This is a genomic window from Terribacillus halophilus, from assembly GCF_900162685.1.
Taxonomy (GTDB): Bacteria; Bacillota; Bacilli; order Bacillales; family Amphibacillaceae; genus Terribacillus; species Terribacillus halophilus_A.
Window position 1 is genome coordinate 19,920 of sequence record NZ_LT727828.1, and the last position, 26,315, is coordinate 46,234.

General features: G+C 42.7%; 22 protein-coding genes, 2 tRNA genes and 1 other annotated feature. Of the genes, 6 read left to right on the top strand and 18 right to left on the bottom strand.

All coding sequences use genetic code 11. The annotated features are described in order from the left end of the window. Positions 1-25: 25 nt before the first annotated feature. From proC to guaB, 10 genes are all read right to left on the bottom strand, one after another. Positions 26-847, bottom strand: a complete 822-nt coding sequence (proC, locus tag B1K52_RS04920; RefSeq protein ID WP_077305944.1) for a pyrroline-5-carboxylate reductase — start codon at positions 845-847, stop codon at positions 26-28. A 133-nt stretch (positions 848-980) separates the two neighbouring features. Beyond that, a tRNA-Ser gene (locus B1K52_RS04925) sits at positions 981-1,073 on the bottom strand. A 62-nt stretch (positions 1,074-1,135) separates the two neighbouring features. Continuing rightward, positions 1,136-1,227, bottom strand: a tRNA-Ser gene (locus B1K52_RS04930). 61 nt (positions 1,228-1,288) lie between these two features. After that, positions 1,289-2,563, bottom strand: coding sequence for a serine--tRNA ligase (gene serS / locus B1K52_RS04935; RefSeq protein ID WP_077305946.1), 1,275 nt, complete (start codon positions 2,561-2,563; stop codon positions 1,289-1,291). Positions 2,564-2,612: 49 nt separating this feature from the next. Beyond that, positions 2,613-2,815 (bottom strand) — a binding site (T-box leader). Positions 2,816-3,241: 426 nt separating this feature from the next. Then, positions 3,242-4,570: a serine hydrolase gene (locus tag B1K52_RS04940; protein ID WP_077305948.1), complete on the bottom strand. Its 1,329-nt coding sequence runs from the start codon at positions 4,568-4,570 to the stop codon at positions 3,242-3,244. Positions 4,571-4,677: 107 nt separating this feature from the next. Further along, positions 4,678-5,358, bottom strand: coding sequence for a uracil-DNA glycosylase (locus B1K52_RS04945; protein WP_077305950.1), 681 nt, complete (start codon positions 5,356-5,358; stop codon positions 4,678-4,680). Positions 5,359-5,425: 67 nt separating this feature from the next. Beyond that, positions 5,426-7,534, bottom strand: coding sequence for a TRAP transporter permease (locus tag B1K52_RS04950; protein ID WP_077305952.1), 2,109 nt, complete (start codon positions 7,532-7,534; stop codon positions 5,426-5,428). Next, positions 7,527-8,051 (bottom strand): DUF1850 domain-containing protein, encoded by a 525-nt coding sequence (locus B1K52_RS04955; protein WP_077305954.1) that lies wholly within the window; start codon positions 8,049-8,051, stop codon positions 7,527-7,529. Before B1K52_RS04955 ends, B1K52_RS04950 begins: the two co-directional genes overlap by 8 nt. Before the next feature lie 70 nt (positions 8,052-8,121). Next, positions 8,122-9,114 carry a TAXI family TRAP transporter solute-binding subunit gene (locus B1K52_RS04960; protein ID WP_306278110.1) on the bottom strand — a complete coding sequence of 331 codons (993 nt, stop codon included), beginning with the start codon at positions 9,112-9,114 and terminating at the stop codon, positions 8,122-8,124. 157 nt (positions 9,115-9,271) lie between these two features. Further along, positions 9,272-10,747, bottom strand: coding sequence for an IMP dehydrogenase (guaB, locus tag B1K52_RS04965; RefSeq protein ID WP_077305956.1), 1,476 nt, complete (start codon positions 10,745-10,747; stop codon positions 9,272-9,274). A 135-nt stretch (positions 10,748-10,882) separates the two neighbouring features. On the opposite strand from guaB, the gene B1K52_RS04970 reads away from it, so the two are divergent. Further along, positions 10,883-11,839, top strand: a complete 957-nt coding sequence (locus B1K52_RS04970) for a YaaC family protein (protein WP_077305958.1) — start codon at positions 10,883-10,885, stop codon at positions 11,837-11,839. Between the two features lie 9 nt (positions 11,840-11,848). Here the strand turns inward: B1K52_RS04970 and B1K52_RS04975 are convergent, their stop codons facing one another. The 8 genes from B1K52_RS04975 to dnaA all read right to left on the bottom strand — a co-directional run bounded on the left by B1K52_RS04975 (position 11,849) and on the right by dnaA (position 21,967). Then, a complete protein-coding gene (locus B1K52_RS04975) occupies positions 11,849-12,922 on the bottom strand; it encodes an HD-GYP domain-containing protein (RefSeq protein ID WP_077305960.1) in 1,074 nt (357 codons plus the stop codon). 80 nt (positions 12,923-13,002) lie between these two features. Continuing rightward, positions 13,003-15,522, bottom strand: a complete 2,520-nt coding sequence (gyrA, locus tag B1K52_RS04980) for a DNA gyrase subunit A (protein WP_077305962.1) — start codon at positions 15,520-15,522, stop codon at positions 13,003-13,005. Between the two features lie 43 nt (positions 15,523-15,565). Continuing rightward, positions 15,566-17,494, bottom strand: a complete 1,929-nt coding sequence (gene gyrB, locus B1K52_RS04985) for a DNA topoisomerase (ATP-hydrolyzing) subunit B (RefSeq protein ID WP_077305964.1) — start codon at positions 17,492-17,494, stop codon at positions 15,566-15,568. Between the two features lie 20 nt (positions 17,495-17,514). After that, positions 17,515-17,760, bottom strand: a complete 246-nt coding sequence (remB, locus tag B1K52_RS04990) for an extracellular matrix regulator RemB (protein ID WP_077305966.1) — start codon at positions 17,758-17,760, stop codon at positions 17,515-17,517. A 1-nt stretch (position 17,761) separates the two neighbouring features. Then, a complete protein-coding gene (recF, locus tag B1K52_RS04995; protein WP_077305968.1) occupies positions 17,762-18,886 on the bottom strand; it encodes a DNA replication/repair protein RecF in 1,125 nt (374 codons plus the stop codon). 30 nt (positions 18,887-18,916) lie between these two features. Further along, positions 18,917-19,138: a S4 domain-containing protein YaaA gene (yaaA, locus tag B1K52_RS05000; RefSeq protein WP_077305970.1), complete on the bottom strand. Its 222-nt coding sequence runs from the start codon at positions 19,136-19,138 to the stop codon at positions 18,917-18,919. A gap of 157 nt (positions 19,139-19,295) precedes the next feature. After that, a complete protein-coding gene (dnaN, locus tag B1K52_RS05005) occupies positions 19,296-20,429 on the bottom strand; it encodes a DNA polymerase III subunit beta (protein ID WP_077305973.1) in 1,134 nt (377 codons plus the stop codon). Between the two features lie 188 nt (positions 20,430-20,617). Then, positions 20,618-21,967, bottom strand: coding sequence for a chromosomal replication initiator protein DnaA (gene dnaA, locus B1K52_RS05010; RefSeq protein WP_077305975.1), 1,350 nt, complete (start codon positions 21,965-21,967; stop codon positions 20,618-20,620). A 607-nt stretch (positions 21,968-22,574) separates the two neighbouring features. Here dnaA and rpmH point away from each other — a divergent pair. The 5 genes from rpmH to mnmE all read left to right on the top strand — a co-directional run bounded on the left by rpmH (position 22,575) and on the right by mnmE (position 26,298). Beyond that, entirely contained in the window at positions 22,575-22,709 is a 135-nt protein-coding gene (gene rpmH / locus B1K52_RS05015) for a 50S ribosomal protein L34 (RefSeq protein WP_077305977.1), read from the top strand. A gap of 191 nt (positions 22,710-22,900) precedes the next feature. Then, positions 22,901-23,266 (top strand): ribonuclease P protein component, encoded by a 366-nt coding sequence (gene rnpA / locus B1K52_RS05020; RefSeq protein WP_077305979.1) that lies wholly within the window; start codon positions 22,901-22,903, stop codon positions 23,264-23,266. A gap of 39 nt (positions 23,267-23,305) precedes the next feature. Further along, positions 23,306-24,085 carry a YidC family membrane integrase SpoIIIJ gene (gene spoIIIJ, locus B1K52_RS05025; RefSeq protein ID WP_077305981.1) on the top strand — a complete coding sequence of 260 codons (780 nt, stop codon included), beginning with the start codon at positions 23,306-23,308 and terminating at the stop codon, positions 24,083-24,085. After that, complete coding sequence (gene jag, locus B1K52_RS05030) at positions 24,085-24,723, top strand: RNA-binding cell elongation regulator Jag/EloR (protein WP_077305983.1); 639 nt, start codon at positions 24,085-24,087, stop codon at positions 24,721-24,723. The genes spoIIIJ and jag overlap by 1 nt, the downstream gene beginning before the upstream one ends. Positions 24,724-24,921: 198 nt before the next feature. Then, a complete protein-coding gene (mnmE, locus tag B1K52_RS05035; RefSeq protein ID WP_077305985.1) occupies positions 24,922-26,298 on the top strand; it encodes a tRNA uridine-5-carboxymethylaminomethyl(34) synthesis GTPase MnmE in 1,377 nt (458 codons plus the stop codon). Positions 26,299-26,315 lie beyond the last annotated feature (17 nt).

Sequence of the window (26,315 nt, forward strand, 5' to 3'; positions counted from 1 at the left end):
AAATCCGCCTTCGTGGCGGATTTTTTCATTTGCTGTATGCTTGTCCCATCTCTTTCGACCTTGCTGCAGCTGCTTGTACACATGCTGTAACAGCAGCTTTCACATTTTGTTCCTCCAGCACCGAAATACCCGCTGCAGTGGTTCCCCCAGCGCTGGTAATATTAGCCCGAAGCTGTGCAGGTGATAGCTCTGACTGCTCCATCATAGCTGCTGCACCTTTAAAAGTTTGAATCAAAAGCTGTTTCCCGATTTTTTCATCTAACCCAACTTGGAAGCTGGCTTCTTCTAATGCTTCCATCAAGTAATAGATATAAGCGGGACCGCTTCCGGAAATAGCAGTGACAGCATCCATTGATTCCTCACCTACTTCAATAGCCGAACCAACCGTCCAAAACAGTTGCTGTACAAGCTGCAGCTGCTGCTTGGTAGCATGTGTTCCTGCTGCAATTGCTGTGGCAGCTTCTAAGATTGTTGCAGACGTATTAGGCATCACGCGTATAACTGACTGCCCTGCCGGCAGGAAGCTTTCCAAGTAAGCAGTGGTTATACCTGCCATAAGCGAAACGACAACTTGCTCTTTTCCCAGCTGCGCTTCTCCTAAGCTAAGTAATGCCTGTTCTGCATCTTTCGGCTTTACAGATAAGATAATAATATCTGTTTTCTTCAGCAAGTCGGCCTGATTACGAGTTACCGTGACACCATATGTCGCGTGCATTCGCTGCAGCCTTTCCTCATTCGCATGGTTCGTCATCCAAATATGTGAAGCAGGCAAGAGCTCAGCTTTAATCACGCCTTTAACAATCGCTTCTGTCATTGCCCCTGCACCTATAAAAGCTATTTTATCCATAGAAGCCTCCGTTCCACGTGAAACGCGTTTGTTGTATTATCTGACGCTGCTGTCCAGAAATCAATATATAAAAAAAATCGTTACGAAAACGTAACGATTTTGTATATCTCCAATTTTATGCGTTTGTAAAATATGGCGGAGGAAGAGGGATTCGAACCCCCGCGAGCCGTTAAGCTCCTGTCGGTTTTCAAGACCGATCCCTTCAGCCAAACTTGGGTATTCCTCCGTAAGACAAGATATAATATACCATGTACATTTATAGATGTCAATAAAGAACGAAAAAAATAGCGGAGGAGGGGGGATTTGAACCCCCGCGGGCCTTATTAGACCCCTGTCGGTTTTCGAGACCGATCCCTTCAGCCAAACTTGGGTACCCCTCCATGCTTTTGTCTCCAAAAGCTATCTCACCATATTTTCTCTATCTCTGTCAAGAAACTGACATTATCGGATCTCTGTTTTACCACCCATATAAGGTACCAATACTTCTGGCACCTTGATAGAACCATCCGCTTGCTGGTAGTTCTCTAAGATGGCAGCAACTGTCCGTCCAAGCGCCAAACCAGAGCCATTCAATGTGTGCACGAATTCCGGCTTGCTCTTCTCATCACGTTTGAAACGAATACCAGCACGACGAGCTTGGAAGTCCTCAAAATTGGATACAGAGGAGATTTCTCGGTATGTGCCGCTGCTTGGCAGCCAAACTTCTAAATCATATTTCTTCGCAGCAGTGAAACCAAGATCACCTGTGCACATGCTCATCACACGATATGACAAACCGAGCAGCTGCAAGACTTTTTCTGCATGGCCAGTGATTTCTTCTAAAACAGCATAGGAATCTTCTGGTTTAACGAATTGCACTAATTCCACCTTGTTGAACTGATGCTGGCGAATAAGACCACGTGTATCACGGCCAGCAGAACCAGCCTCAGAGCGGAAAGATGCACTGAATGCTGCAAACTTCTGCGGCAGCTGTTCACCTTTTAGAATCTCTTCTCGATAATAGTTGGTTACAGGTACTTCTGCTGTTGGAATAAGGAAGTAATCCCATCCATCTACCTTGAAGGCATCTTCTTCAAATTTCGGCAGCTGACCTGTTCCTGTCATGCTTGTTCTGTTTACCATATAAGGAGGAAGCATTTCTTCGTATCCATGTTCGTCTGCATGAAGATCCATCATGAAGTTGATTAAAGCACGCTCTAAACGCGCACCTAGTCCTTTATAAAACACAAAGCGGCTTCCTGTAACTTTACCAGCACGTTCAAAATCAAGAATCTCTAAATCAGCAGCAAGGTCCCAGTGTGCTTTCTCTTCAAAATCTTTCTGCTGCACATCGCCCCACACACGCGCTTCTACGTTATCATCTTCAGATTCGCCTACAGGAACGCTCTCATGCGGAATATTCGGGATAGAGAGCAATAGTGTATCCAGCTCGCTTTCCACTTCACGAAGCTCCTCGTCGTAAGCTTTAATTTGATCGCCTACTTCACGCATTTCCTTAATTTGTGCATCAGCATCTTGTTTCTCTTTCTTCAATACAGCAATTTGCTTCGATACTTCATTACGTTTCGCTTTCAATTCCTCTGTGTCATTGATTAGTTTACGGCGACGTTCATCTAGGTCACCAAACTTATCCAAGTCACTTAAATCTTCACCGCGATTTGTAAGCTTCTGTTTTACTTCTTCAAAATTAGAGCGTAGATATTTCATATCCAGCATACGTGCTTCCTCCTTTTTTTTAAACAAAAAACACCCCGCCCCTTTAGAAAAAAGGGACGAGATGTTTCACCCGCGATACCACCCTGATTGAAGACAAAAAAATGCCTTCCGGCTCAACAAGATAACGGTTTGTACCGGGCATGTCTCCATACCATTCCAGGATGGATTCACTCACAGCGCTGCATCGACTTTCACCAGCCGTCGACTCTCTCTAGCATGCCATGGGTTACTAGTTCCTATCATCACGTTGTTGTTATTCTTCCTAAAGAATAGCTAATTCCAGGTAATTATGCAAGTATGATATGCAATTCTGGATCTAGCTTCCACTAAGAAAAGATGATTTATACGTAAAATCCCCGAAAAGAAAGTCTCTCCGGGGGGTTTTTGCTTATGCATACGTTCCTAAACGGTCTTCTCCGCTTTTCGATGGTGTCTAGCTGCACAAGCCAGGAACTAGAGGATAAGCAATGAATCTCTGCGTGGGAGAAATCGCCCACTCCGCGCTCCCTTGCTTATCCTTACGTTCCTAAACGGCTTATTCCGCTTTTCGATGGTGTCTAGCTGCACAGACCAGAAACTGCAGTATAGGCGATAAATCCCTGCACAAGGAAATACACCTCACTCCGGGCTTTCTCACCTATCCCTCCGTTTCTAAACGGTTTTCTCCGCTTTTCTTAGTTAAAACCAGCCTTTAACTGTATCTGCTACGCTAGTGAAGATGCCGGAGAAGAAGTCTCCGATGGCGCCTAGGGAGAGCATGAACCAGTTTGATTTTTCAACGTCTTCTGATGCGACGATGTCAACAGTGTAAGAACCGCCATTGATGTTACCTAAATCATCGCCATCATATACGAGTGTAGCTGTACCAACTTTGTCGCCCTTTTTCACTGGGGCTATAAGTTCATCATCTTTATTCAGCTTGTCCTTGTCGACTTTGAATTTAAGGTGATATTTATCTTCTTCACCGTTTTTAACAGATGTTGTAACTGCATTTTTTGTTGAGATGGCTACTGTATCTTCTTTTCCTTTTGCTACAGGTAAAGATTTATGGTCTTTGATTTCTGTGCCTGCTTTATAAAGCTCTGTTTGTTTAAACTGATTAAAACCGTAATCAAGCAATTTCGCTGTTTCTTGGAAGCGTGCTTCTTCGCTCGCTGTCTTCATCACAACTGTAATGTATCGCTGACCGTTTCTTTCCGCTGTACCTGTGAAGCAGTAGCCTGCTGCAGTTGTGTGTCCTGTTTTCAAACCATCCATGCCTTCATAACCATAAGCTTTTAGGTAGCCAGGCATATTGGGAAGCATCCAGTTCCAGTTTGTAATCGTTTTACCGTCGAACTCTGTTTGTGTTGTACCGGCAACTTCTAGTGCTTCCGGATGATCTTTAATCAAGTTGTAAGCAAGAATACCAGTTGACCTTGCTGATAAAAGGTTGTCTTCGTTGGCTCCAGTACCCTCAGGACGGTCATCACCAAGGTCAGAATTGGCAAGACCAGAAGCATTTACAAATTTGTATTCTTTCATACCGATTTCTTCGGCTTTTTTGTTCATCATCTTCACAAATTCTGTTTCACTGCCAGCTACAAGTTCTGCTAGAACAACAGTAGCTGCATTATCAGAATAGATAGCCATTGCATTATAAAGATCACGTACTGTGTAATCTTTGTCCTGTGTAAGCCCCGTACCGGAGAAATCCTTATTGGCTGAGATGGCGTACGGATAATCACTCACTTGCGTTGTTGTATCCCAGGAAATACTTCCTGCTTCAATTGCGTCTAAAATCAGGTATTCCGACATCATTTTTGTCATACTTGCTGGAGGTAAAGTGAGATCAGGGTTCTTCGCATATAATATTTCACCAGAATTGGCGTCTATTAGAATTGCGGATTCCGCTTTGATATTCAAGCTTCCCGCAGCTTGTGTGTCTAGTGGCTTTGCTATAAAAGTGCTAAACGTAATCAGCATCGCGAGTAAACCGATCATCGATGCTTTCAAAAGATGTTTCAAGTGTTTCTACCTCCACAAATATATAGAATCGTTATTTTATATCCTCGTTATTTTACCATAGACAGCAGCTAGAGGGGAACGTACTTTATGACGATTCTACATTTTGTTCACAAGTCAGGAACACACCAATCGATTGGCTCGAGTCCATTGCTTATTAGTATTTCATTCGTCTTGGAGAAAGGTTTGCTTCCAAAAAATCCGCGTCTTGCTGACAATGGGCTTGGATGGACAGAAGTAAGTGTATAATGCTTGTCTGTGTCAATTAGCTTCTGCTTTTCTTGCGCATGTTTTCCCCACAAGATAAAGACAACTGGATCTTGCTTGTCATTGAGTGACTGAATCACACGATCAGTGAAATGTTCCCAGCCCTTGCCGCGGTGGGATGCAGCTTGATGCGCTTCTACTGTTAAAGCTGTATTCAAAAGAAGCACCCCTTGTTCAGCCCAGTGCCTCAAATATCCGTGACTCGGAATGGAACAGCCAATGTCATCAGCCAGTTCTTTATAAATATTTACAAGTGATCTCGGTACTGCTACTTCAGGCTGGACAGAAAAACTGAGTCCATGTGCTTGGTTCGGCCCATGATATGGATCCTGGCCAAGAATGACAACCTTTGTATGCTGGAAAGACGTGACTTGCAAAGCCTCATATATATGATGCATATCTGGATAAATTGTCCGCTCCTCATAGGCGGTTTTTAAAAAGCTTCGCAGTTCCTTGTAATATTCCTTCTCAAATTCATCCTGCAAAATATTCTGCCAGTCATTATCAATCATTTGTTTTACCATACCTTCACCTCCCGGACATTGTACCAAACCTATACCCGAATTACCCTAAAGAAAAAGCCACCTTCAATTAAGAAGACGGCTTCGTTACAGGTACATTCCATTCAGAACGTTTTACGAAATACTGAATCGCAAGCAAAGCTGCGAAAGTAATAATACCTGCTATTCCTGTCCATAGATTGGGATAGATAAGCACTAGTCCTCCAATTACAGCAACAAATCGTTCCACGATATATAACTTACGGTACCAGTAGCCAATAATTCCTGCTCCAATACTAATCATACCGAGAAAGGCTGTAAGGAAGATCCAAATAACATGCAGATAGTTACCATCTATATCGTAGAGCAAAAGCTGCGGCTCCAATACGAACATGTATGGAATAATAAAGGCAGCAATGGATAACTTTGCAGAATTTAATCCAGTGGCAATCGGCCTTCCTCCAGACATTCCTGCTGCCGCAAACGCTGCTAACGCTACTGGTGGTGTAATATCTGCCATAATACCGAAGTAGAACACAAACATATGAGCCGATAAATCATTCACACCTAGCAAAATGATTGCCGGTGCTGCAATTGTTGACGTGATAATATAGTTGGCCGTTGTCGGGGCTCCCATTCCTAGAATTAAGGATGCAATCATTGTAAAGAACAAAGTAAGCAGCAGTTTCTCATTTGCCAGATCGACCAGGCTGTTAGCTAAGCTTAGCCCAAGGCCTGTCTTTGTCACAACAGCTACAATGATCCCAGCTGCTGCTGTTGCTGCGATAACACTTAGAGCTGTTCTTGCTCCTTCAACTAATGCCTGGATGGTATCAATGAAATTTTCATTGAAAAAGTAACTGACAAGAACCGTAATAAGAGCGGCTACTATTAAAGCTGTTTCAACCGACATTCCGCCTGTAAGTGCACCGTACACGAGATAGGCAGCGAATGTAGCCGCAAAAACAATTGGATAAAGATGCTTATAACGTTCTTTCCGCAGTAAACCAATTAAGATACATGTAATAATCCCATAAACAGCAGCGCGCATTATACTTAACCCAGAACTCAGATAAAATACCATAGCAACAATTGGAAGAAGCAGGTAAAGATTTTGCAGCACTTCTTTCTTATTTGGCATCTCTTCCTTCTTCAAACCGCGCAATCCTGTTTTTTTCGCTTCAAAATGGGTCATAATCCAAATACCCGAGAAGTAAAGAATAGCTGGAATAACCGCTGCTTTTGCAATCGTCCAGTAGCTTACCCCAATGAACTCGACCATTAAGAAGGCAGCTGCCCCCATGATAGGCGGCATGATTTGTCCTCCTGTAGAAGAGGATGCTTCCACAGCACCAGCAAAATTCTTTGAATAGCCAAGGCGCTTCATCATAGGAATCGTAAATGACCCGGAAGTCACAACGTTAGCAACTGAGCTCCCGCTTACTGTCCCTTGCAAAGCACTTGAGAAGATTGCTACCTTTGCTGGACCGCCAATTCTCCTGCCAGCAATGACCAAAGCCAGATCATTAAAGTACTGTCCAACACCTGTCTTAACAAGAAAGGCCCCAAACAGCAAGAACAGAAAGATATATGTAGCCGATACACCGATTGGAGTACCCAAAATTCCTTGTGTCGTAAAGAATAGTGACTGCACCAATGTATCTACGTCAACACCTGGATGCAGCAGGAATCCCGGCATTTGCCGTCCCCAATACGCATAAGCCAAGAAAGCGACTGCGATGATGACAATCGGCAGACCGACTGTCCGGCGTGTTGCTTCTAGTACGAGAAGTACAGCCAGCGTGCCAACAGCGAAGTCCATCGTTGTAATCTGTCCGGCTTGTGAAATAATCTCATTGTACATCACCGGCCAATAAGCACCTACGACAAATCCAAGAGCAGCCAGCAGGTAATCATACCAGGCAATTTTTGTCCGGCTGCTTTTCTTAGAAGCAGGAAAAAGCAGGAATATTAATACGAGTCCAAATCCTAAGTGAATGGAACGGTGAATCTGAGTAGGGATATTTCCGTAAGTTGATGTATACAGCTGATAAATGGAGAAAGCGAGTAACCCATAAAAAACAATCATGCTCATGAATCCAGCAAGTCTTCGGAAATTCGATTCGGAATCGTATTTCTCTATTAGCTGCTGCTGTTGTTCTTCTGTCATTCTTTCTGCTTGTGCTAGCTTGTTACTCATGTAATCTGTCTCCTTTCCAAAGCATCCAGTGATTTACGTTACGTGTTTTAATCGCAATCGTCTCACCTGGACCGATGTTAGCTTGCAGCGAATAGGATGTATTATTAAAGATGATTTGATGATTGGCTTTTACTGCTCCAATCGTGAGATAAAGCTTGTCTGTTGAACCTTGAAGATTGGATATGATGTACTTCCCATCATCCATCGTAAAAGTTTGACCTGCTTCCGCATTCGCTGGCATCCCTACTCCTGTATCTTCATAAATCAATTGATAAGGATATAAACGCCCTCCTTGTACACGATATTCTTCGTTTACATCCGATAAGTGGATGGAATGTGTGTATTTGATTTGGAAGTGGTCACCATCTGTTACCGGCAAATAGCTTAGCAGCTCCCCGTTATCAGGGTCCTCTAAAGCAAGAATTTGGTGTGATGGATAAACTAGATACCATAAAAATACAGCTCCAAGAGGTACAGCCAGCAGCCAATATTTAGTTAGAAAGCGAGGCAGTTTCATATCCTAACACCCTTTCAACCTCAAAAAATCGCCGGTAACCGAGGGATACCGGCGATCACATACTTATACGTTATTGCGGTACTTCTACCCCTGCTTCTTCGAAGTAACGCAATGCACCTGGATGGAAATCAATGCTCACACCTTCTACTGCACTCTCTGGTTTAATAAATTCAGCCTTTTGATGTCCAATTTCATCTGTATTTTCATAAATGGATTTAGTGATATTGTAAACAAGATCCTCATCCATACCTGCAGTTGTCGCAAGCATTGCATTAACAGATACTGTCTCGACAGGCTGCTCCAAGCTGTATGTGCCCTCTTCGATCGTATAAGGCGCATAATATGGTTTCTCTTCAATCAATTGATCGACCTTATCCTTATCCAAACCGACTACTGTAATATCCGTTGTAGCAGAAAGACTTTCTACCGCGCCTGTTGGTGTACCCGCTGTGATGATGGCAGCATCAATCGTCCCATCCTGCATGCCAGCTGTAGACTCACCAAAGTCAAGATTCTGCACTTCAATATCATCCACTGTCAAATCATAGATACCCAAGATATCCTCTGCACTTGCATTTGTACCGGATCCTGGTGCCCCAATTGATACAGTCTTTCCTTTTAAGTCATCTATCGTTTCGATGCCGCTAGCCTTCGTCGCAACAATCTGAATTGTTTCTGGATATAGGGAACCAATAGCCTGGATATTATCGATTGCTTCTCCTTCAAACATCAATTCTCCTTCTGATGCATAAGCAGCAATATCTGTTTGGGTGAAGGCAATCACATCGTCGTTACCTTCACTCAATGTATTCATATTTTCTACAGAAGCTCCTGTAGATGTAGCACGTGCTTCTACATCATCCACGTTTGAGTTGATAATCTCAGCCAAGCTGCCCCCTAGCGGATAATATGTACCTTCCGTTCCGCCTGTCAGCAAATCGATGAATTGCGGACCGCCCTCAGACGAAGAGCTGTCACTTGTACCCCCGCCGCATGCTGTCAAAATAATAGTCAATGCCGCTATCATACTAATTACGATAAAAGATCTTTTCTTCATTCTCATCTCTTCTACCCCCTATTTCTAAATTAGTTCCTTTTAAATGTAGCAAACCCTTTCAACTATTACAATATTATTCATATTGAAAAAAGTCAGTTTATTTGTTAGATTATGTACTATAAAAAAGAAACGACGCCAATGATGACGTCGTTTCAAATTCTAATTAAGTTACGGAATAGTTTGGTGCTTCTTTTGTGATTTGAACATCATGCGGATGACTTTCACGCAAGCCTGCTCCAGTCATGCGGATAAATTGTGCATTCTCACGGAAGTACACAAGATCAGCAGCACCGCAATAGCCCATGCTTGCACGCAAGCCGCCAAGCAGCTGGTGTACTGTATCTGCAAGTGCTCCTTTGAAAGCAACACGTCCTTCGATGCCTTCTGGTACCAATTTCTTCGCTTCTTCTGTTTCGCCTTGGAAGTAACGGTCTTTGGAACCGGATTTCATCGCTCCAACAGACCCCATACCGCGATATACTTTGTATTGACGGCCTTGGAAAATCTCTGTTTCGCCAGGGCTTTCTGCTGTACCCGCAAACATGCTGCCGAGCATTACAGCATGTCCGCCTGCTGCTAGTGCTTTTGCAATGTCTCCAGAGTATTTAATACCGCCATCTGCAATGATGGAGACACCGTGTTTGTCAGCTTCTACAGCACAGTCATGAACAGCTGTGATCTGTGGTACACCAACACCTGCTACCACGCGTGTTGTACAAATTGAACCAGGTCCGATACCAACTTTAACTACGTCAGCACCAGCTTCGATAAGTGCACGTGTACCTTCAGCTGTTGCTACATTACCAGCAATCAAGTCCACTTCAGGGAACTTCTCTTTAATTGCTTGTACTTGTTCCAGAACACCTTTTGAATGGCCGTGTGCAGTATCAACTACAAGTACGTCCACGCCAGATTCCACTAGCTTGCTGATGCGTGTCATCGCATCACCAGTAATACCGACAGCAGCTCCTACGAGTAAGCGGCCATGTTTGTCTTTTGCAGAATTCGGGAACTCAATTACTTTCTCAATATCTTTAATAGTGATCAAGCCTTTAAGCACACCTTTTTCATCTACAAGCGGCAGCTTTTCGATCTTATGTTTCTGAAGAATTTTCTCTGCTTCATCCAACGTTGTGCCGACTGGCGCAGTTACCAAGTTTTCTTTTGTCATCACATCGGAGATTGCAATCGAATAATCCTGCACGAAACGAAGATCACGATTTGTCAGGATACCGATCAGCTTCTGCTCTTCTCGGTTGTTAACGATTGGCACGCCTGAAATGCGGAATTTACCCATCAAATGTTCTGCATCAAACACTTGGTTTTCTGGGCACAAGAAGAATGGGTCAGTTATAACGCCGCTCTCAGAACGTTTTACACGATCCACCTGCTCTGCTTGTTCTTCAATGGACATGTTCTTATGGATGATGCCTAGTCCACCCTGTCTCGCCATTGCAATAGCCATGCTAGCCTCTGTTACAGTGTCCATTCCTGCACTGATAAGTGGAATGTTTAGTGTAATATTTTTGGTTAATGCAGTTTGGAACTTCACATCACGTGGCAATACCTCAGATCTTGCTGGCATAAGCAAGACATCATCAAAGGTCAAACCCTCTTTTGTAAACTTGTCTTCCCGCATGTTTATCCTCCTTTTATCATGAAATGACTATATATGGTTAAAATACTTCTATAAAAACCTATTGTTACTTACAATACGCCAAGATGCGCGGTTTTTCAACTATATAAGCACTGAAAATTTACTGGAGGATCCTGTATGAAAGATGAAAACGTCTCCACCTTTCTAACCTACCTGGAAGCAGAAGATGCAGCCCTTTCTCTTCTGCAAAAAAACTATCAGCAACTCGCTGTTCCCGATGCAGAAAGCCGGAGCTACCAGAACATTTCTGCTTTCCTGGCCTATATGGACCACGGGAAAGCTTATTATTCCTATGGTAAAGATGCCCCGTTATTTATGAAGCCTGTCTTATTGTTTTACGGAATGACGCATTTTATGAAAGCAAGTTTACTGCTAACGCGGCCGGCATATCCAGAATCAACAGCTGATTTAGCGCACGGGCTGTCGACTCGAAAGCGTAAAAAACGTGACTATCACTTCAGTCTTGATGAAGTTCTTGTCCAGCAGCGCGGCTTATTTCCTTACTTCTCACGATATGTTTGTCAAAAAGATTTACTCTCAATCCAGAAGCTATCGATGGGCGATATGCTAGGTTTAATTCCAGAATTACAAGGTCTTTTGCTGATGCAAGAAGAGAAGCAGCATCTGTCTCTAGCAGAACAGCAGCAAAACACCATATATCTGCCTTCCTCCTTGCCTGATAACTTTCAATACACACAGCGGCGTTTCCGTGAACTTTTGCATTCTTTCTCTCTAAAATTAACCAGTAACGAACAGCTAGCTATCGAGACTCCAGATACAATTTGGCAAACAGCTGGACCGCTTTTTTATAGTACAACAGAAAAGAATTTCCACTTTCTCAAGCAGCGAAGTTTAACTGCTATTCATGAATGCATGGCCCATTATGTACTGCTGTATAACCTCAGCATGATTTGTCGTTACGAAACAGAATGGTGGACAGATTTTCTGCATGTGAGTAAGCGCCATGACTACCCACTAATTGTTCGTTTTCTAGAAATCACTTGTGAAAAATTTCCGCTGCTAATTGGTTCCTATATGCAGCAACGCTTATTAGATACAAAAAAAGCACGCTAAATGCGTGCTTCATTGGATAACCTCTTCAATCTGTAAATCTGGATATTCATTCATTGCTTTCACTTCTCCAGATTCTAGCTCACGGACCATTGGCCTAGCCGGATAATTGCTATCTGTAAATACAATCTCAGCAAGTTCGCCAGAAGATAACCGGACTGTCGTCTTCTGCTGTGCATCCAGGAATGCTTGCATAAAGTGCTGCACCATTGTAGGATCAAACCGTTCAAACTGTTCTTCCAATATCATTTCAACTGCTCTGTAAGGAGATACGGCACGCTGATGAGCCCGTTCAGATATGAGTGCATGATAGGTATCACAAATAGAAATAAGACTTGCGAAAGGGTGGACTTTATCTTTACCCAAACGGAGCGGATATCCTGCTCCATCTGCTCGTTCATGATGCTGCAGAATCGCAAGTTTTGCCTTTGTTGAAAGAAGAGAAACATTCTCTATCATTCGATAAGACAATGTAGGATGCTTCTCCATATCTTCCCGATCCAGTGCATGCAAGCTGCGTTTTTGCAGATGATAGGGCTGCTTAAGCTTTGCCATGCCGCAATCAGCCAACAAAGCAGCTAAAGCTGTCTGATTAATATCTGCCTCTGTATAACCTGCTCTCTGCAGCACTGCTGCTGCAAGCAGCGCCATCCCAATTGCATGATCAGATACATAATCATTCTGCTTCCGATAGGACGGCAAATTAAAGATATTTCCATCCCACTTCGCTAATTTCTCTATCATAGTTAAAAGCTTCTTCCGCAAGCTAGAAACGTCAACAGCAGCTCCATGCTGCCAAGAAGCGAACTGTTTCTGATGTTCATCTGCTGCTGCTTCATATGCATCTAGAAAATTCATTTCTTTTTTGAGGACCTTTTGCTGCACAGGTTCCTTACTTGGGACAAAACTGGTGCCGTCTTCTAAGTGGCTAGCTACTGCTACTTCTTTCACAAGTAGTTTTTGCAGATAAAAGATATCCGACTCTGTCAGTGTTGTTTTACTCTTTACAAGCGGTAAACCACTCTTTCCCATCACGTCTGCAGTTACAATACAGCCAGCTACAAGTTGATTAGCTGAGACGATCATATCCTACGCACCCTTTCTTCCACTTCATTATGTAAAAAAAAGCACTCCCACTATGGGAGCGGGAATGCTTTTAATCATACTTATTCGGAATCCTCAGAGTTATCTTCTTCGGGCTGTACTGGTTCATCCAGCAATTCTTCCGAAACACCCTCAATTTCCTCTTCTTGCTCTTTATCAATCCGAGCAACAGTAGCAACTGCTTCATTTTCTTGAATACGAATCAGAATGACGCCCTGTGTATTCCGGCCAGTGACTGAAATACTGGCAACAGGCATACGGATTAAGACGCCAGAAACAGTGATAATCATAATATCTTCATCACCACTTACTGGTTTAACAGCGACCATCTGACCTGTTTTATCCGTGATCTTGGAGGTAAGAATACCTTTACCGCCACGATTCGTAATTCGATATTCTGATTCTGGCGTACGCTTCCCGAATCCTTTTTCTGTGACGTTCAGGATATCAACGCCCTCATCAATAATATCCATCGATACAACTGAATCGTCTTCACCACGCAAGCTGATTCCTTTCACACCCGCAGCTGTCCGGCCCATCGGACGGATCTGTTCTTCAGGGAAGCGAATCAAATAACCGTTTTTCGTTCCGATCATGATGTGCTTGTTTCCATCCGTCATGCGAACGGAGATCAATTCATCATCTTCGCGCAGATTCAATGCGATTAAACCGCCTCGGCGGATATTGGCGAACTGAGAAAGTGTTGTCCGTTTAGAGATACCTTGTTTTGTTGTGAAGATCAAATACCAGTCATCAACAAAATCTTTAACAGGTATCAAGGCATTGATCCATTCGCCTTTTTCAATCTCCAGCATATTGATAATCGGGATACCCTTCGCTGTCCGGCTGAATTCTGGTACTTCATAGCCTTTTGCACGATATACCTTCCCTTTGTTCGAGAAGAATAGAATCGTATCATGCGTACTAGTAGATATGAGATGTTCAACAAAGTCATCTTCATTCGTTCCCATACCTTGAATACCTCTGCCGCCGCGTCCTTGACTGCGATAAGTGGAAGAAGGCAAGCGTTTAATATAACCTTGGTGCGTTAAAGTAATGACAACATTCTCTTCTGGGATAAGTGCTTCATCCTCAATAAAGTCTGTACCGCCGATAACAATCTCCGTACGGCGCTCGTCACCAAAGCGTTCCTTGATCTCAGTCAACTCTTCTCGAATGATTTCCAATACTTTCTCATCATCAGCAAGGATTGCTTTCAGCTCTGCAATAAGTTTTACAAGCTCTTGATATTCCTCTTCAATCTTGTCACGTTCCAAACCTGTTAATCGCTGCAAACGCATGTCCAAAATTGCCTGCGCTTGTTTTTCAGATAGCTCAAAGCTAGTCATTAACGCTTCACGAGCAATATCTGTTGTCTGGGATCCGCGAATCAAACGAATGATTTCATCCAGATTGTCGAGCGCAATACGTAAACCTTCCAGAATGTGAGCTCTTGCTTCCGCTTTGCGCAATTCGAACTCAGTTCTGCGGCGAATAACAACCTGCTGGTGATCCAAGTAATGTTTAAGTACTTGTTTCAAGTTCAGAATCTGTGGCTTCTCGTCTACAAGCGCCAAGATATTAATTCCGAAGGACGTCTGCAAAGCTGTATGCTTATACAAATTATTCAGTATTACGTTCGGGTTCGCATCACGGCGGATTTCAATAACCACACGCATTCCGTTCCGGTCGGATTCATCACGCAGATCCGTGATACCTTCAATTCGCTTATCACGCACAAGTTCTGCGATTTTCTCTACAAGACGAGCCTTATTCACCTGGTAAGGAAGTTCTGATACAAGGATAGTGGATTTACCATTATCATGTTCAATAATCTCTGTATTAGCACGAACAGTGATAGAACCTCGTCCTGTTTCATAAGCCTTCCGGATGCCGCTTCTGCCCAATATTTGAGCTCCAGTTGGGAAATCAGGTCCAAATATATGCTCATCCATCAATTCTTCGACTGTGATATCTGGGTTCTTACTAAGAGCCAGAACACCATTAATCGTTTCATTTAGGTTATGCGGCGGAATATTCGTAGCCATTCCGACCGCAATACCAGAAGCCCCATTTACGAGCAGGTTTGGGAAGCGGGCTGGCAATACGAGTGGCTGTCTTTCGGAGCCGTCATAGTTATCGCCATAGTCAATTGTATCTTTATTAATATCACGCAGCAGCTCCATTGATATCTTAGACATACGTGCTTCTGTATACCGCATTGCTGCTGCTGAGTCACCGTCCACAGAACCGAAGTTTCCGTGTCCGTCAACGAGCATATAACGATAACTGAAATCTTGCGCCATACGTACCATCGCTTCATACACTGCTGAGTCACCATGCGGGTGGTATTTACCGATTACTTCCCCAACAATACGAGCTGATTTCTTATATGCTTTATCTGCATGCATACCCAAATCGTGCATTGCATAAAGAATTCTGCGGTGTACAGGCTTCAATCCGTCTCTAGCATCAGGCAAAGCACGTGCTACGATAACGCTCATTGCATAGTCAAGGAACGATGTACGCATTTCTGTACCAATATCTCTTTCTTGCACACTTGGACGTAATTCATCCGCCATGCGAAAAACCTCCTGTCAATTGCCAGTACCAATACTCAATTGGTTAAATATCTAAATTCTGCACATTTTCTGCATTGTCTTGAATGAAATTTCTTCTTGGTTCAACTTTGTCGCCCATCAGCACATCGAAAATCTGATCGGCATCAATTGCATCCGCTAAGCTGACTTGCAGCAATGTGCGGTTGTCGGGATCCATTGTTGTTTCCCAAAGCTGTGTTGCGTTCATTTCTCCGAGTCCTTTATAACGCTGAACACCAGGCTTCGGAATTTTTGGCAGTTCGCTCATGATTCGATCCATCTCACGATCATTATATGCATAGTATGCCGCTTTCCCTTGCTGCACTTTATAAAGCGGCGGCTGTGCGATATACACATAACCATTTTCAATCAGCGGACGCATGTAGCGGTAAAAGAATGTCAAAAGCAAGGTTCGGATATGTGCGCCATCGACATCCGCATCCGTCATGATAACAAGTTTATGGTATCGTGCTTTTGAAATATCGAATTCTTCTCCAATGCCTGTTCCTAAAGCAGTGATCATTGCGCGAATCTCATTGTTGGCAAGAATCTTATCTAGTCGAGCTTTCTCAACGTTGATAATTTTACCTCGCAATGGCAGAATCGCTTGGAAGTGACGATCACGCCCCTGCTTCGCTGAACCGCCGGCAGAGTCTCCCTCTACTACGTACAATTCACTGATAGAAGCATCCTTGGAAGAACAGTCTGCAAGTTTACCTGGCAAGCTGCTTACTTCCAAAGCACCTTTACGTCGTGTTAGTTCACGTGCTCGTTTTGCCGCAATTCGAGCGCGAGATGCCATTAACCCTTTTTCAACAACAATTCTTGCTGTATCTGGATTTTCAAACATAAACTTGGAAAATAACTCTGTGAAAGCTGCATCCGTAACTTGGCGTGCTTCACTGTTACCTAGCTTCGTCTTTGTTTGGCCTTCAAACTGCGGATCAGGATGCTTGATTGATATAATGGCAGTTAAGCCTTCTCTTACATCATCACCAGACAGATTAGGATCATTTTCCTTGAACATGTTATTCTTCCGTGCATAGTCATTGATAACACGTGTCAAACCAGATTTGAATCCAGCTTCATGTGTTCCGCCTTCATACGTGTGGATATTATTCGCAAAAGAGTAGATACTGCTTGTGTAGCCGTCATTGTATTGCAGGGCAATCTCTACTGAAATATCGGAATCCGTATTCTCTGCATAAAACGGTTCGTGTAATACTTCCTTGGTACGATTCAAATGCTCGACATATGAACGGATACCGCCTTCGTAGTGGAAGGTAACAACCTCAGCTTCTTCTTCGCGTTTATCTTCCAGACTGATGGCCAATCCTTTATTCAGAAATGCAAGCTCTCGAATACGGACAAGCAGCGTCTCTTTGTTATATTCCGTCGTTTCCGTAAAGATTTCCGGATCCGGCTTGAAATGAGTAAAGGTTCCTGTTTTGTCAGATTCCCCAGTGACTCTCAAATCACCTTTTGGAATGCCTCGTTCAAAAGTTTGCTCATGGATTTTGCCATCACGGTGAACTGTTACGTTAAGTTGCGTCGACAAAGCATTTACAACAGACGCACCAACACCGTGCAGACCGCCGGATACTTTATAACCGCCTCCGCCAAATTTACCTCCGGCGTGTAGAACCGTCATAATGACCTCAACTGCAGGTCGGCCAGTTTTCTCATGTGTACCTACAGGGATACCCCGACCATTATCCTCAACCGTAATGCTGTTATCTTCCTCGATTGTCACTTTAATATGATCACAATAGCCAGCAAGTGCTTCATCGATACTGTTATCAACGATTTCCCACACTAAGTGGTGCAGTCCGCGCTCACTTGTTGAACCAATGTACATTCCTGGACGTTTTCGTACAGCCTCTAGACCTTCCAGTACTTGTATCTGATCTGCATCATATAACTGTTCTTCCGGCATCTTATCTTCCATTGCCATATGCTTTCACCTGCGTTTCTTTATAGGTTTTCTTCTTCTATCATTCTCGGAATTGATACAGCAGCCCGTCTTTTCAGTGTTTGCACAGACAAAGGACTGGAATAGATCCCTTCTGTGGTGACAATGATAGATTTGGCTGCTGCATCATCCGCTTCGTCATTTTCTGCCCTCACGGGGTCAACCGTTTTGGCTGCTTGATCATATTCCAAAATAGCCACAACATCTTTTGCCCTGACGACGTTATCCCAACCAATTGACAGGAACATATCAGGCCCCTCCTGACTCACAAACAAGCTTGCCTGCTTGAATGTTGAACAGTTCTGCCTGTCTCAATGTGTCATGCTGGATGCCAGATACATTTGTGGTTGATACAAAAGTCTGTACTTTTCCTTGTATCGTTTCAAGTAAATGGGATTGTCTGCTGTCGTCCAATTCACTCAATACATCATCCAGCAAAAGAATCGGATAGTCTCCTACTTCTTTATGAATCAGCTCTATTTCAGCAAGTTTCAGTGACAATGCTGTTGTGCGCTGCTGACCTTGTGAACCGAAGGCTTGTACGTCTTTCCCGTTCACATAAAAAGACAGGTCATCACGATGGGGGCCTGCTAATGTTGTCCCTCTTTCCACTTCACGCGTTCTAAGTGCTGAGAATTTCTCTTCATAAGCTATTCTCAGCGTTTCCTTATCGGATTCTTCTGATACGTCAAGATTGGAAAGATATTCTATATCAAGCATCTCCAGTCCTGTCGTGATGCCTTGGTGGATAGGCTGTGCCCATTTCCGCAGCAATCCAAGGAACAAGAAACGCTTTTCTAAAATAATTGCAGCATGTGTGATTAGCTGCTCTGTAAGTACATCAAGCATCGTCGGATCAGCTTGCCGCCGCTGAAGCAGCTTCAGCAGGTGGTTCCGCTGCTTTAATATTTTTTGGTATTGTCCAAGGTGATAAATGTAAACAGGCTGAATCTGTCCGATCTCCATATCAATAAAACGCCTGCGAATTTGCGGACTGCCTTTCACCAAGTTCAGATCCTCAGGAGCGAACATGACTACATTAAGCGCCCCGATATAATCACTTAGGCGTTTTTGTTCCAGATGATTCAGTTTTGCTTTTTTGCCTTTGGACGATAATACGATTTCCAGCGGAAACCGCTGTTTTCGCTTCAGGATGTTCCCTTCTATTTTAGCATATTCTTGGTCCCATTGGATAAGTTCTTTATCTTTCGGAGTCCGGTGGGATTTAGAAAAAGCGAGAACATAGATGGCCTCCATAAGGTTCGTCTTACCTTGTGCATTCTCGCCGATGATCACATTCACTTTATCGTCGAATTGAAGCTGCAGCTTATCGTAATTCCGATAATGCGTAAGCGTTAGCTCTTGAATATGCATGCTCAGGTCCTTTCTGTATCCGGCAAGCTGCTATGCCTTTTTGACAATAAATACATCGGATGTCGCTGGCAGCTCGACACGATCCTCCGGATACAGCTTCCTGCCGCGTCTGTTTTCTTCTTCTCCATTCACTAGCACCGGATAGTCAGCTAGATACAATTTGACCATTCCGCCACTTTCCACAGCATTCACCAGCTTCAGGAATTTTCCTAGCTGAATATATTCGGTGTTGATCTGAATTTCTTCGTTCATTTCCGCTCTCCTTACTTTTAAGTGCCTTCTTATTATTTTACTAAAGTATCCACAACATTGAAAGTTATTTTCATTATGCCCAACTGAATGGACAACATGTTATGCACAGAAAAAAGACACCGCCGATTGGCAGTGCCTTTATCCACATGTGCATAACTCAGTACGTACGAACTGGTGTAATTAGTTGCAGCAGGTCTTCATCATCGGTTGGACGGATGAGGAATGGACGCATTGCTCCCGTAAATTCAATTTTTACCTGCTCACTTTCGATAACCTTCAGTGCATCCATCATATACTTGGCACTGAAACTGATGCGTAGTTCTTCTCCGGAAAGTTCTTGAACAGACATTTCCTCTACCACTCGACCAACTTCTGGTGAGTTACTGCTAATTTCTAGTTTTCCTGACTCCTGGGTAACAAGTTTTACAACATTGTTTCTGTTCTCTTTTGCAAGTAAAGATGCGCGATCGATGGAACGAAGCAATTCTTTTGTGTCGATTTGAAGGACAGTCTTGCTTTCATTCGGAATCAGACGAGACGTATCTGGATAATTACCTTCCAGCAAACGAGAAAGGAAATATAAATGTTTTGTGCGGAATAGAATTTGATTATTTGTAATTCGAATTTCCACAGGATCCTGATTTTCATCAAGTATTTTATTCAGTTCTGTCAAACTTTTTCCTGGAATGACAACATTCTGGAAAGCAAATGCTGCTGAAATCGGAATTTGCCTGGAAGCTAGTCGGTGACTATCTGTTGCAACAAAGTGCAATTGATCATCTTGTACACGAACATTTACTCCGGTCAATAAAGGGCGTGTTTCCTGGGTAGATACAGCAAAAACTGTTTCTTTGATTACGTTTTTGAATAAGTCAGCAGGAAGTTCAAAGCTGTCTTCACTATGAAGTTTTGGCAGCTGTGGATATTCATCAGCATCTTGCCCATTCAATTTAAATTCTGCACTTCCTGATCGGATGGTGACGTTCAATTGTCCATCTGATTCAATTTCCACGGCGTTCATCGGTACTTTTCTAACGATTTCTGGGAAATACTTGGCTTGTAAGACAATGCTTCCAGGTTCTATTTGTTCTACGTATACAATTCCATCTTCTTCTTTTGGGATAAAGGATTCAATTGAGATATCTGAATCACTTCCTGTTAGGGTGATGCCGTCTTCTTTTGCTTCAATTTTCATTCCTGTCAGAATTGGAATAGCTGTTCTGGATGAGATTGCTTTCATTACATCTTGAATACTAGCTAATAGTCGATCACGTTGTATGACAAATTTCATGATAATTGCGTGCCTCCTAAAGGGGTGTTCTTATATTAATTATTATTTATAAAAATACAGTAGTAGTAATAGGGGCTGTGATTATGTGGATAACCATCAAAAAACCCAGTTACAACAACAAAAACACCCTGTGGATAATATGTGAATAAAAAAAGAGTTTATGCACGTTTATCAACAGGGCCTTCTCATTAGAAAGATTTTAGTCTTTCTTTTATCTCATCGATCTCACGCTGAAATTCCTGATCTTCACTTAGAAGCTTAGATATTTTCTCGTGCGCATGAATGACAGTTGTATGGTCTCTTCCGCCAAATTCTTCACCTATTTTAGGTAAAGAGAAATCGGTGAGTTCACGAGATAGGAACATTGCGATTTGACGAGGGAAAGCAATAGCCTTCGTTCGTTTTTTTGCACTAAATTCTTCTAATCGGACGTTAAAACGCTCACCGACCAGCTCCTGAATCGCATGGATTGTAATGACCTTTGGCTTGGAGCTAGGGATGATATTTTTAAGTGCGTCTGCTGCTAAAGAAGCATCAATATCCGAGTTTATAAGAGAGGAATAAGCAACAACGCGTATAAGTGCACCTTCTAGCTCTCGGATATTTGTATCTATTTGATTGGCAATGTACAGCATAACTTCATTTGGAATATCCAAACCTTCTGCTTTGGCCTTTTTGCGTAAGATTGCGATTCTCGTCTCCAGATCTGGCGGTGTAATATCTGTAATTAGTCCCCATTCAAAGCGGGAGCGCAGACGATCCTCTAATGTTGGTATTTCTTTGGGCGGCCGGTCACTGGAAATGATAATTTGCTTGTTTTCTTCATGTAACGCATTAAAAGTATGGAAGAACTCTTCTTGCGTTTGTTCTTTTCCGGCCAAAAACTGAATATCATCTATAAGCAAGACATCAATATTGCGGTATTTTGCCCGAAATTCTGCTGTTTTGTTGTCTCGGATAGCATTAATGAATTCATTTGTAAATTTTTCAGATGATAAGTACACCACTTTTGCACCTGGATTATGATCAAGTACATAATGTCCGATTCCATGCATCAAGTGCGTTTTGCCGAGCCCGACACCTCCATAGATGAAAAGCGGATTATAGGCTTTAGCCGGTGCTTCTGCAACAGCTAGAGATGCAGCATGTGCAAAGCGGTTGCCGGACCCGATAACAAATGTATCAAACGTATATTTGCTATTCAGCATCGTTTTTGGCGAATCCGCTGCAGTATCTTTAGCAGACGTTTTAGCAGGTACAGCTGGCTTAGCAGCTTCTTCTTCCTGCTGGAATTCTGGAATGATGAATTTTGTCTGCAGGCGATTACCGGTTACTTCAAAAAGGGTGTCTCCTATCAAGGAGGAGTAGCTGCTTTCCAGCCAGTCTCTGGCAAACTCATTGGGAGCTTGAATAATGAGGGTATCCTCTTCGAGTGCATATGCGTTTGTATTTTTGAGCCATGTATCAAAGCTTGGCTTACTGATTTTCTGTTCAATTGCTTGTAACGTCTTTTTCCATAAATCCTGAATATTCTCCAACAGGCATCCCCCTTTCTGAAAAAATGAAAGAAGCAGTCACTTTAATTAGAAACTGCATCATAGTAGGTATTAAAAGGCCTTTTTTGAGGCATACGAAAAATACGGTCATGCCAAAAAGGCCGTGCAACTCAATTATATAAGTGTGGATAATAAAACCGCGTAAATTGTGGAATTAGAGAGGCTTCTCCAGTTGTCCACGTCCTTGTTGATAACTGCATCTACAGGGCTGTGAATAGATGTCCACAGTTTATCCACACATTGTGGATAAAAGTTTTATGGGTAGTAGTTATTCAATCAGTAAAACACAAACATGATACCAGAATAATCCGTGTGTTGCAATGCATATTCGACACTTATCCACATGTACTTCTTCGTGTAGACAAAAAATATCCACAGCTTGCGATTATGTGAGTAAGCTGTCGAAAACTTGTGTGGAAAAAGTTATGCACAGGGGTATTAGATTAACATGGGTTGTGGATAAAAGAAAGTCAATTAGCAGCAAAATATGAGAGGTTGACATGTTTGTGCATTTAAAAGTATAATGTTCAAGACTGTCTATGACCTTTCGCAATATTTTTTATATATCCTCGAGGGAGGTGTTTGATATATGAAACGTACATTTCAACCTAATAACCGTAAAAGAAAAAAAGTACACGGCTTCCGTGAGCGTATGAGCAGTAAAAACGGACGTAAAGTTCTAGCTCGTCGTCGTCGTAAAGGAAGAAAAGTATTGTCTGCATAAGACCACTTACTGTAATAGTGGTCTTTTTGACTTTATATACTTGAGCAGTGTACGAACACAGTTCCGACTGTGCTTTTACATGAGTGGAGAAGGAGAATAAACCAGAAGCTTAAATGCCGTGTTTATTCTCCTTCTTTCAAATTAAGAAAAGATTATTTCTGCTAAATAGGCATGCTTGAGGGGATCCTCTTATGAAGAAAGAATATCGAATTAAAAAGAATGAGGCATTCCAGGAAGTGTTCCAGAAAGGACGCTCCTTTGCGAATCGCCAACTCGTTCTATATTATAAGAAGCAGGATAACGGAGATGCGCATTTCCGTATTGGTCTGTCTGTCAGCAAAAAACTTGGAAACGCTGTTATGCGGAACAAGATAAAGCGCTATTTAAGACAAGCTTTCCATGAATTGGACGAGCAGGTGGCTGGTGGTTATGATTACGTTGTCATTGCAAGACAGCCAGCAAAGGACATGTCTTATCAAGAGCTAAAAAAAAGCTTGATCCACGTGCTGTGGAAATCGCGTCTGCTGAAGCAGCAAAAAAACGAAACAAAGATATAGAATAGAGAAAGTCTTATGTAAGGAAGTTAAGGAGGAAACATGGTGCGTAAAAAAGGTATATTAGCGTTAGCACTTGTGCTGCTTGTTGCAGCCTTGGCAGGTTGTGCGCCGAACTCGGAGCCGATCACATCGGAAAGTACCGGATTTTGGAATAAATATGCAGTTTTTCCTTTATCCGAAGTAATTCGCTACTTTGCTGAATTGTTCAGTGAAAACTATGGCTTGGGAATTATCATCGTTACGGTGATTATTCGCCTAATCCTGCTGCCGCTTAACATTAAACAGCTGAGAAGCTCTCGTTCAATGCAGGCGATTCAGCCGGAATTGAAAGAGCTGCAAAAGAAATACAGTTCCAAAGATGCAAATACACAACAAAAACTTCAGCAGGAAACGATGCAGCTATTTCAGCGTCATGGTGTAAATCCGCTTGCAGGATGTCTGCCAATTATCGTTCAAATGCCAATATTGCTTGCTTTCTATCAAGCAATCAGCAGAACACAAGCGATTAAAGAACATGATTTCTTATGGGTACAGCTAGGTCAACCCGATCCATATTATATCTTGCCAATTGTTGCAGGTTTAGCGACATTCTTACAGCAAAAGCTGATGATGGCTGGAAACACAGCGATGGCTGCCAATCCGCAAATGACAATGATGCTTTATATCATGCCAGTTATGATTACTGTTTTTGCTTTGTTCTTGCCTTCTGCTCTAGCATTGTACTGGGTAGTTGGTAATATCTTTATGGTTGCCCAAACATTATTGATCAACAAACCAATGATGGCGGGGAACAAGCAGCAAGCTGACGGCAAAAAGTAATGAAACAGCTCACTGCTCGCGGTAAAACCGTAGATGATGCCATCCATTCGGCCCTTCAGCAGTTAAATGCTGCCAAAGCAGATGTTGAAGTTACCATCATTGATGAAGGAAGCAAAGGTTTCCTTCGTTTATTCGGTGCCAAACCGGCTGTAGTAAAAGTCGTTATAAAGACAGATGTTATGAAAGCAGCAAAAGCTTATTTGGAAAGTGTGATCCGCCATCTGCACCCGAATGTACAGGTGGAGATCACCACTCGAAAGAAAAAGCATGTGATGTTCACGCTTAACGGAGAAAATCTTGGCATATTGATTGGGAAACGAGGACAGACGCTTAATGCGCTGGAGCAGCTCGTCGAACAATTCCTGCATCAGCAAAAAGCATATCATGTTACAGTTACCGTCGATGCGGAAGGATATCGATCAAAAAGACGGGAAACACTTGAAAAGCTAGCAGTGAATGCTGCCAGCAAAGCATTAGCGCTGCAAAAAGCGATACCTCTGGAACCAATGCCGGCAAGCGAACGGAAAATCATCCATGCTGTGCTGCAAAAACAAAACGATGTTGAAACAGCTTCGAAAGGGAAAGAACCCAATCGTTATCTCATCATCCAACCATCACAGAATAAGTCTTGGCAATAAGCCAAGGCTTTTTTTGTGCAATTTGTTCACATGTGGACAAATTTTAACAGGCTGGCAGACACTATTTTTGTTGTGGATATCTTTCTTTCTGATAGGCATCTGTGCTATTCTTATATGTTAGTGAGTATAAACACAATCACAGGTTTAAACTGTGGATAAATAGATGAAATGAACAATAGATAGAAAGAGGTGAAAAGCATGCAGCATGAAACAATTGCAGCTATCTCAACTCCAGTTGGAGAGGGAGCAATTGCCATTGTGCGGCTAAGCGGGCCAGAAGCAGTAGAAATTGCTGCAAAGCTTTTTGATGGCAAAGCATTGACGACCGTGCCAAGCCATACAATTCATTACGGCAAGCTAATTGACCCTATTACCGGGGAAGTCGCAGAAGAAGTGATGGTCTCTGTTATGAAAGCTCCGAAGACCTTTACGCGGGAAGATGTTGTAGAGATAAACTGTCACGGCGGTCTTGTTTCTGTTAATCGCGTGTTGGAGCTTGCATTGCAAGAAGGAGCACGCTTGGCAGAGCCAGGAGAATTTACAAAACGTGCTTTCCTGAATGGCCGAATTGATTTGTCCCAGGCAGAAGCTGTCATGGACCTTATTCGTGCAAAGACAGATAGAGCGATGAACGTGGCGCTGAAACAAATGGACGGCAGACTTTCTCGACTCATCCAAAAGCTGCGTCAGGAACTGCTGGAAACTGTAGCACACGTAGAAGTAAATATTGATTATCCAGAGTACGACGATGTAGAAGAGATGTCGCACAATATGATGATTGAGAAAACACAATACGTATATAAAGAAATTGAAAAACTGCTGGAGATGGCGAAACAAGGTAAGATTTTGCGGGAAGGTCTGGCTACTGCGATTATTGGCCGCCCGAATGTTGGAAAATCTTCCTTGATGAATGCACTTGTACACGAAAACAAGGCAATTGTCACAGAAATTGCAGGAACTACGCGAGATGTAATCGAAGAATATGTCAATGTGCGCGGTGTTCCATTAAAACTTGTGGATACAGCAGGTATTCGGGAAACAGAAGACATCGTTGAAAGAATTGGTGTGGAGCGCTCCCGCCAAGTATTGAAACAAAGTGATCTTATTTTACTTGTGCTTAATTATGGAGAAGAAATTTCTGACGAAGATCGTCATTTATTCGAAGCTGTTAAAGGACTTGATGTCATTGCTATTGTGAACAAGACGGACCTTACGCAGAAAATCGATTTGGATGAAGTACAGAAGCTGGCAGGAGATCGACCTGTCATTACAACAGCGCTTATAGAGGAAAAAGGAATTGATGAATTGGAGCTAGCCATCAAGGATACCTTCTTTGCAGGAGAGATTGATGGCGGCGACTTGAGTTATATATCAAACGTCCGGCATATTCAGCTTCTGAAGCAGGCATTATCTTCGCTGCAGGAAGCGATGAATGGCATTGAAATGCAAATGCCGATGGATATTGTCCAAATAGATGTAACACGTACATGGGAATTACTCGGTGAAATTCTCGGGGATACCGTGCATGAAAGTTTAATTGATCAACTGTTTTCACAGTTTTGTTTAGGAAAATAAAAAAGGAGAGAATTAAC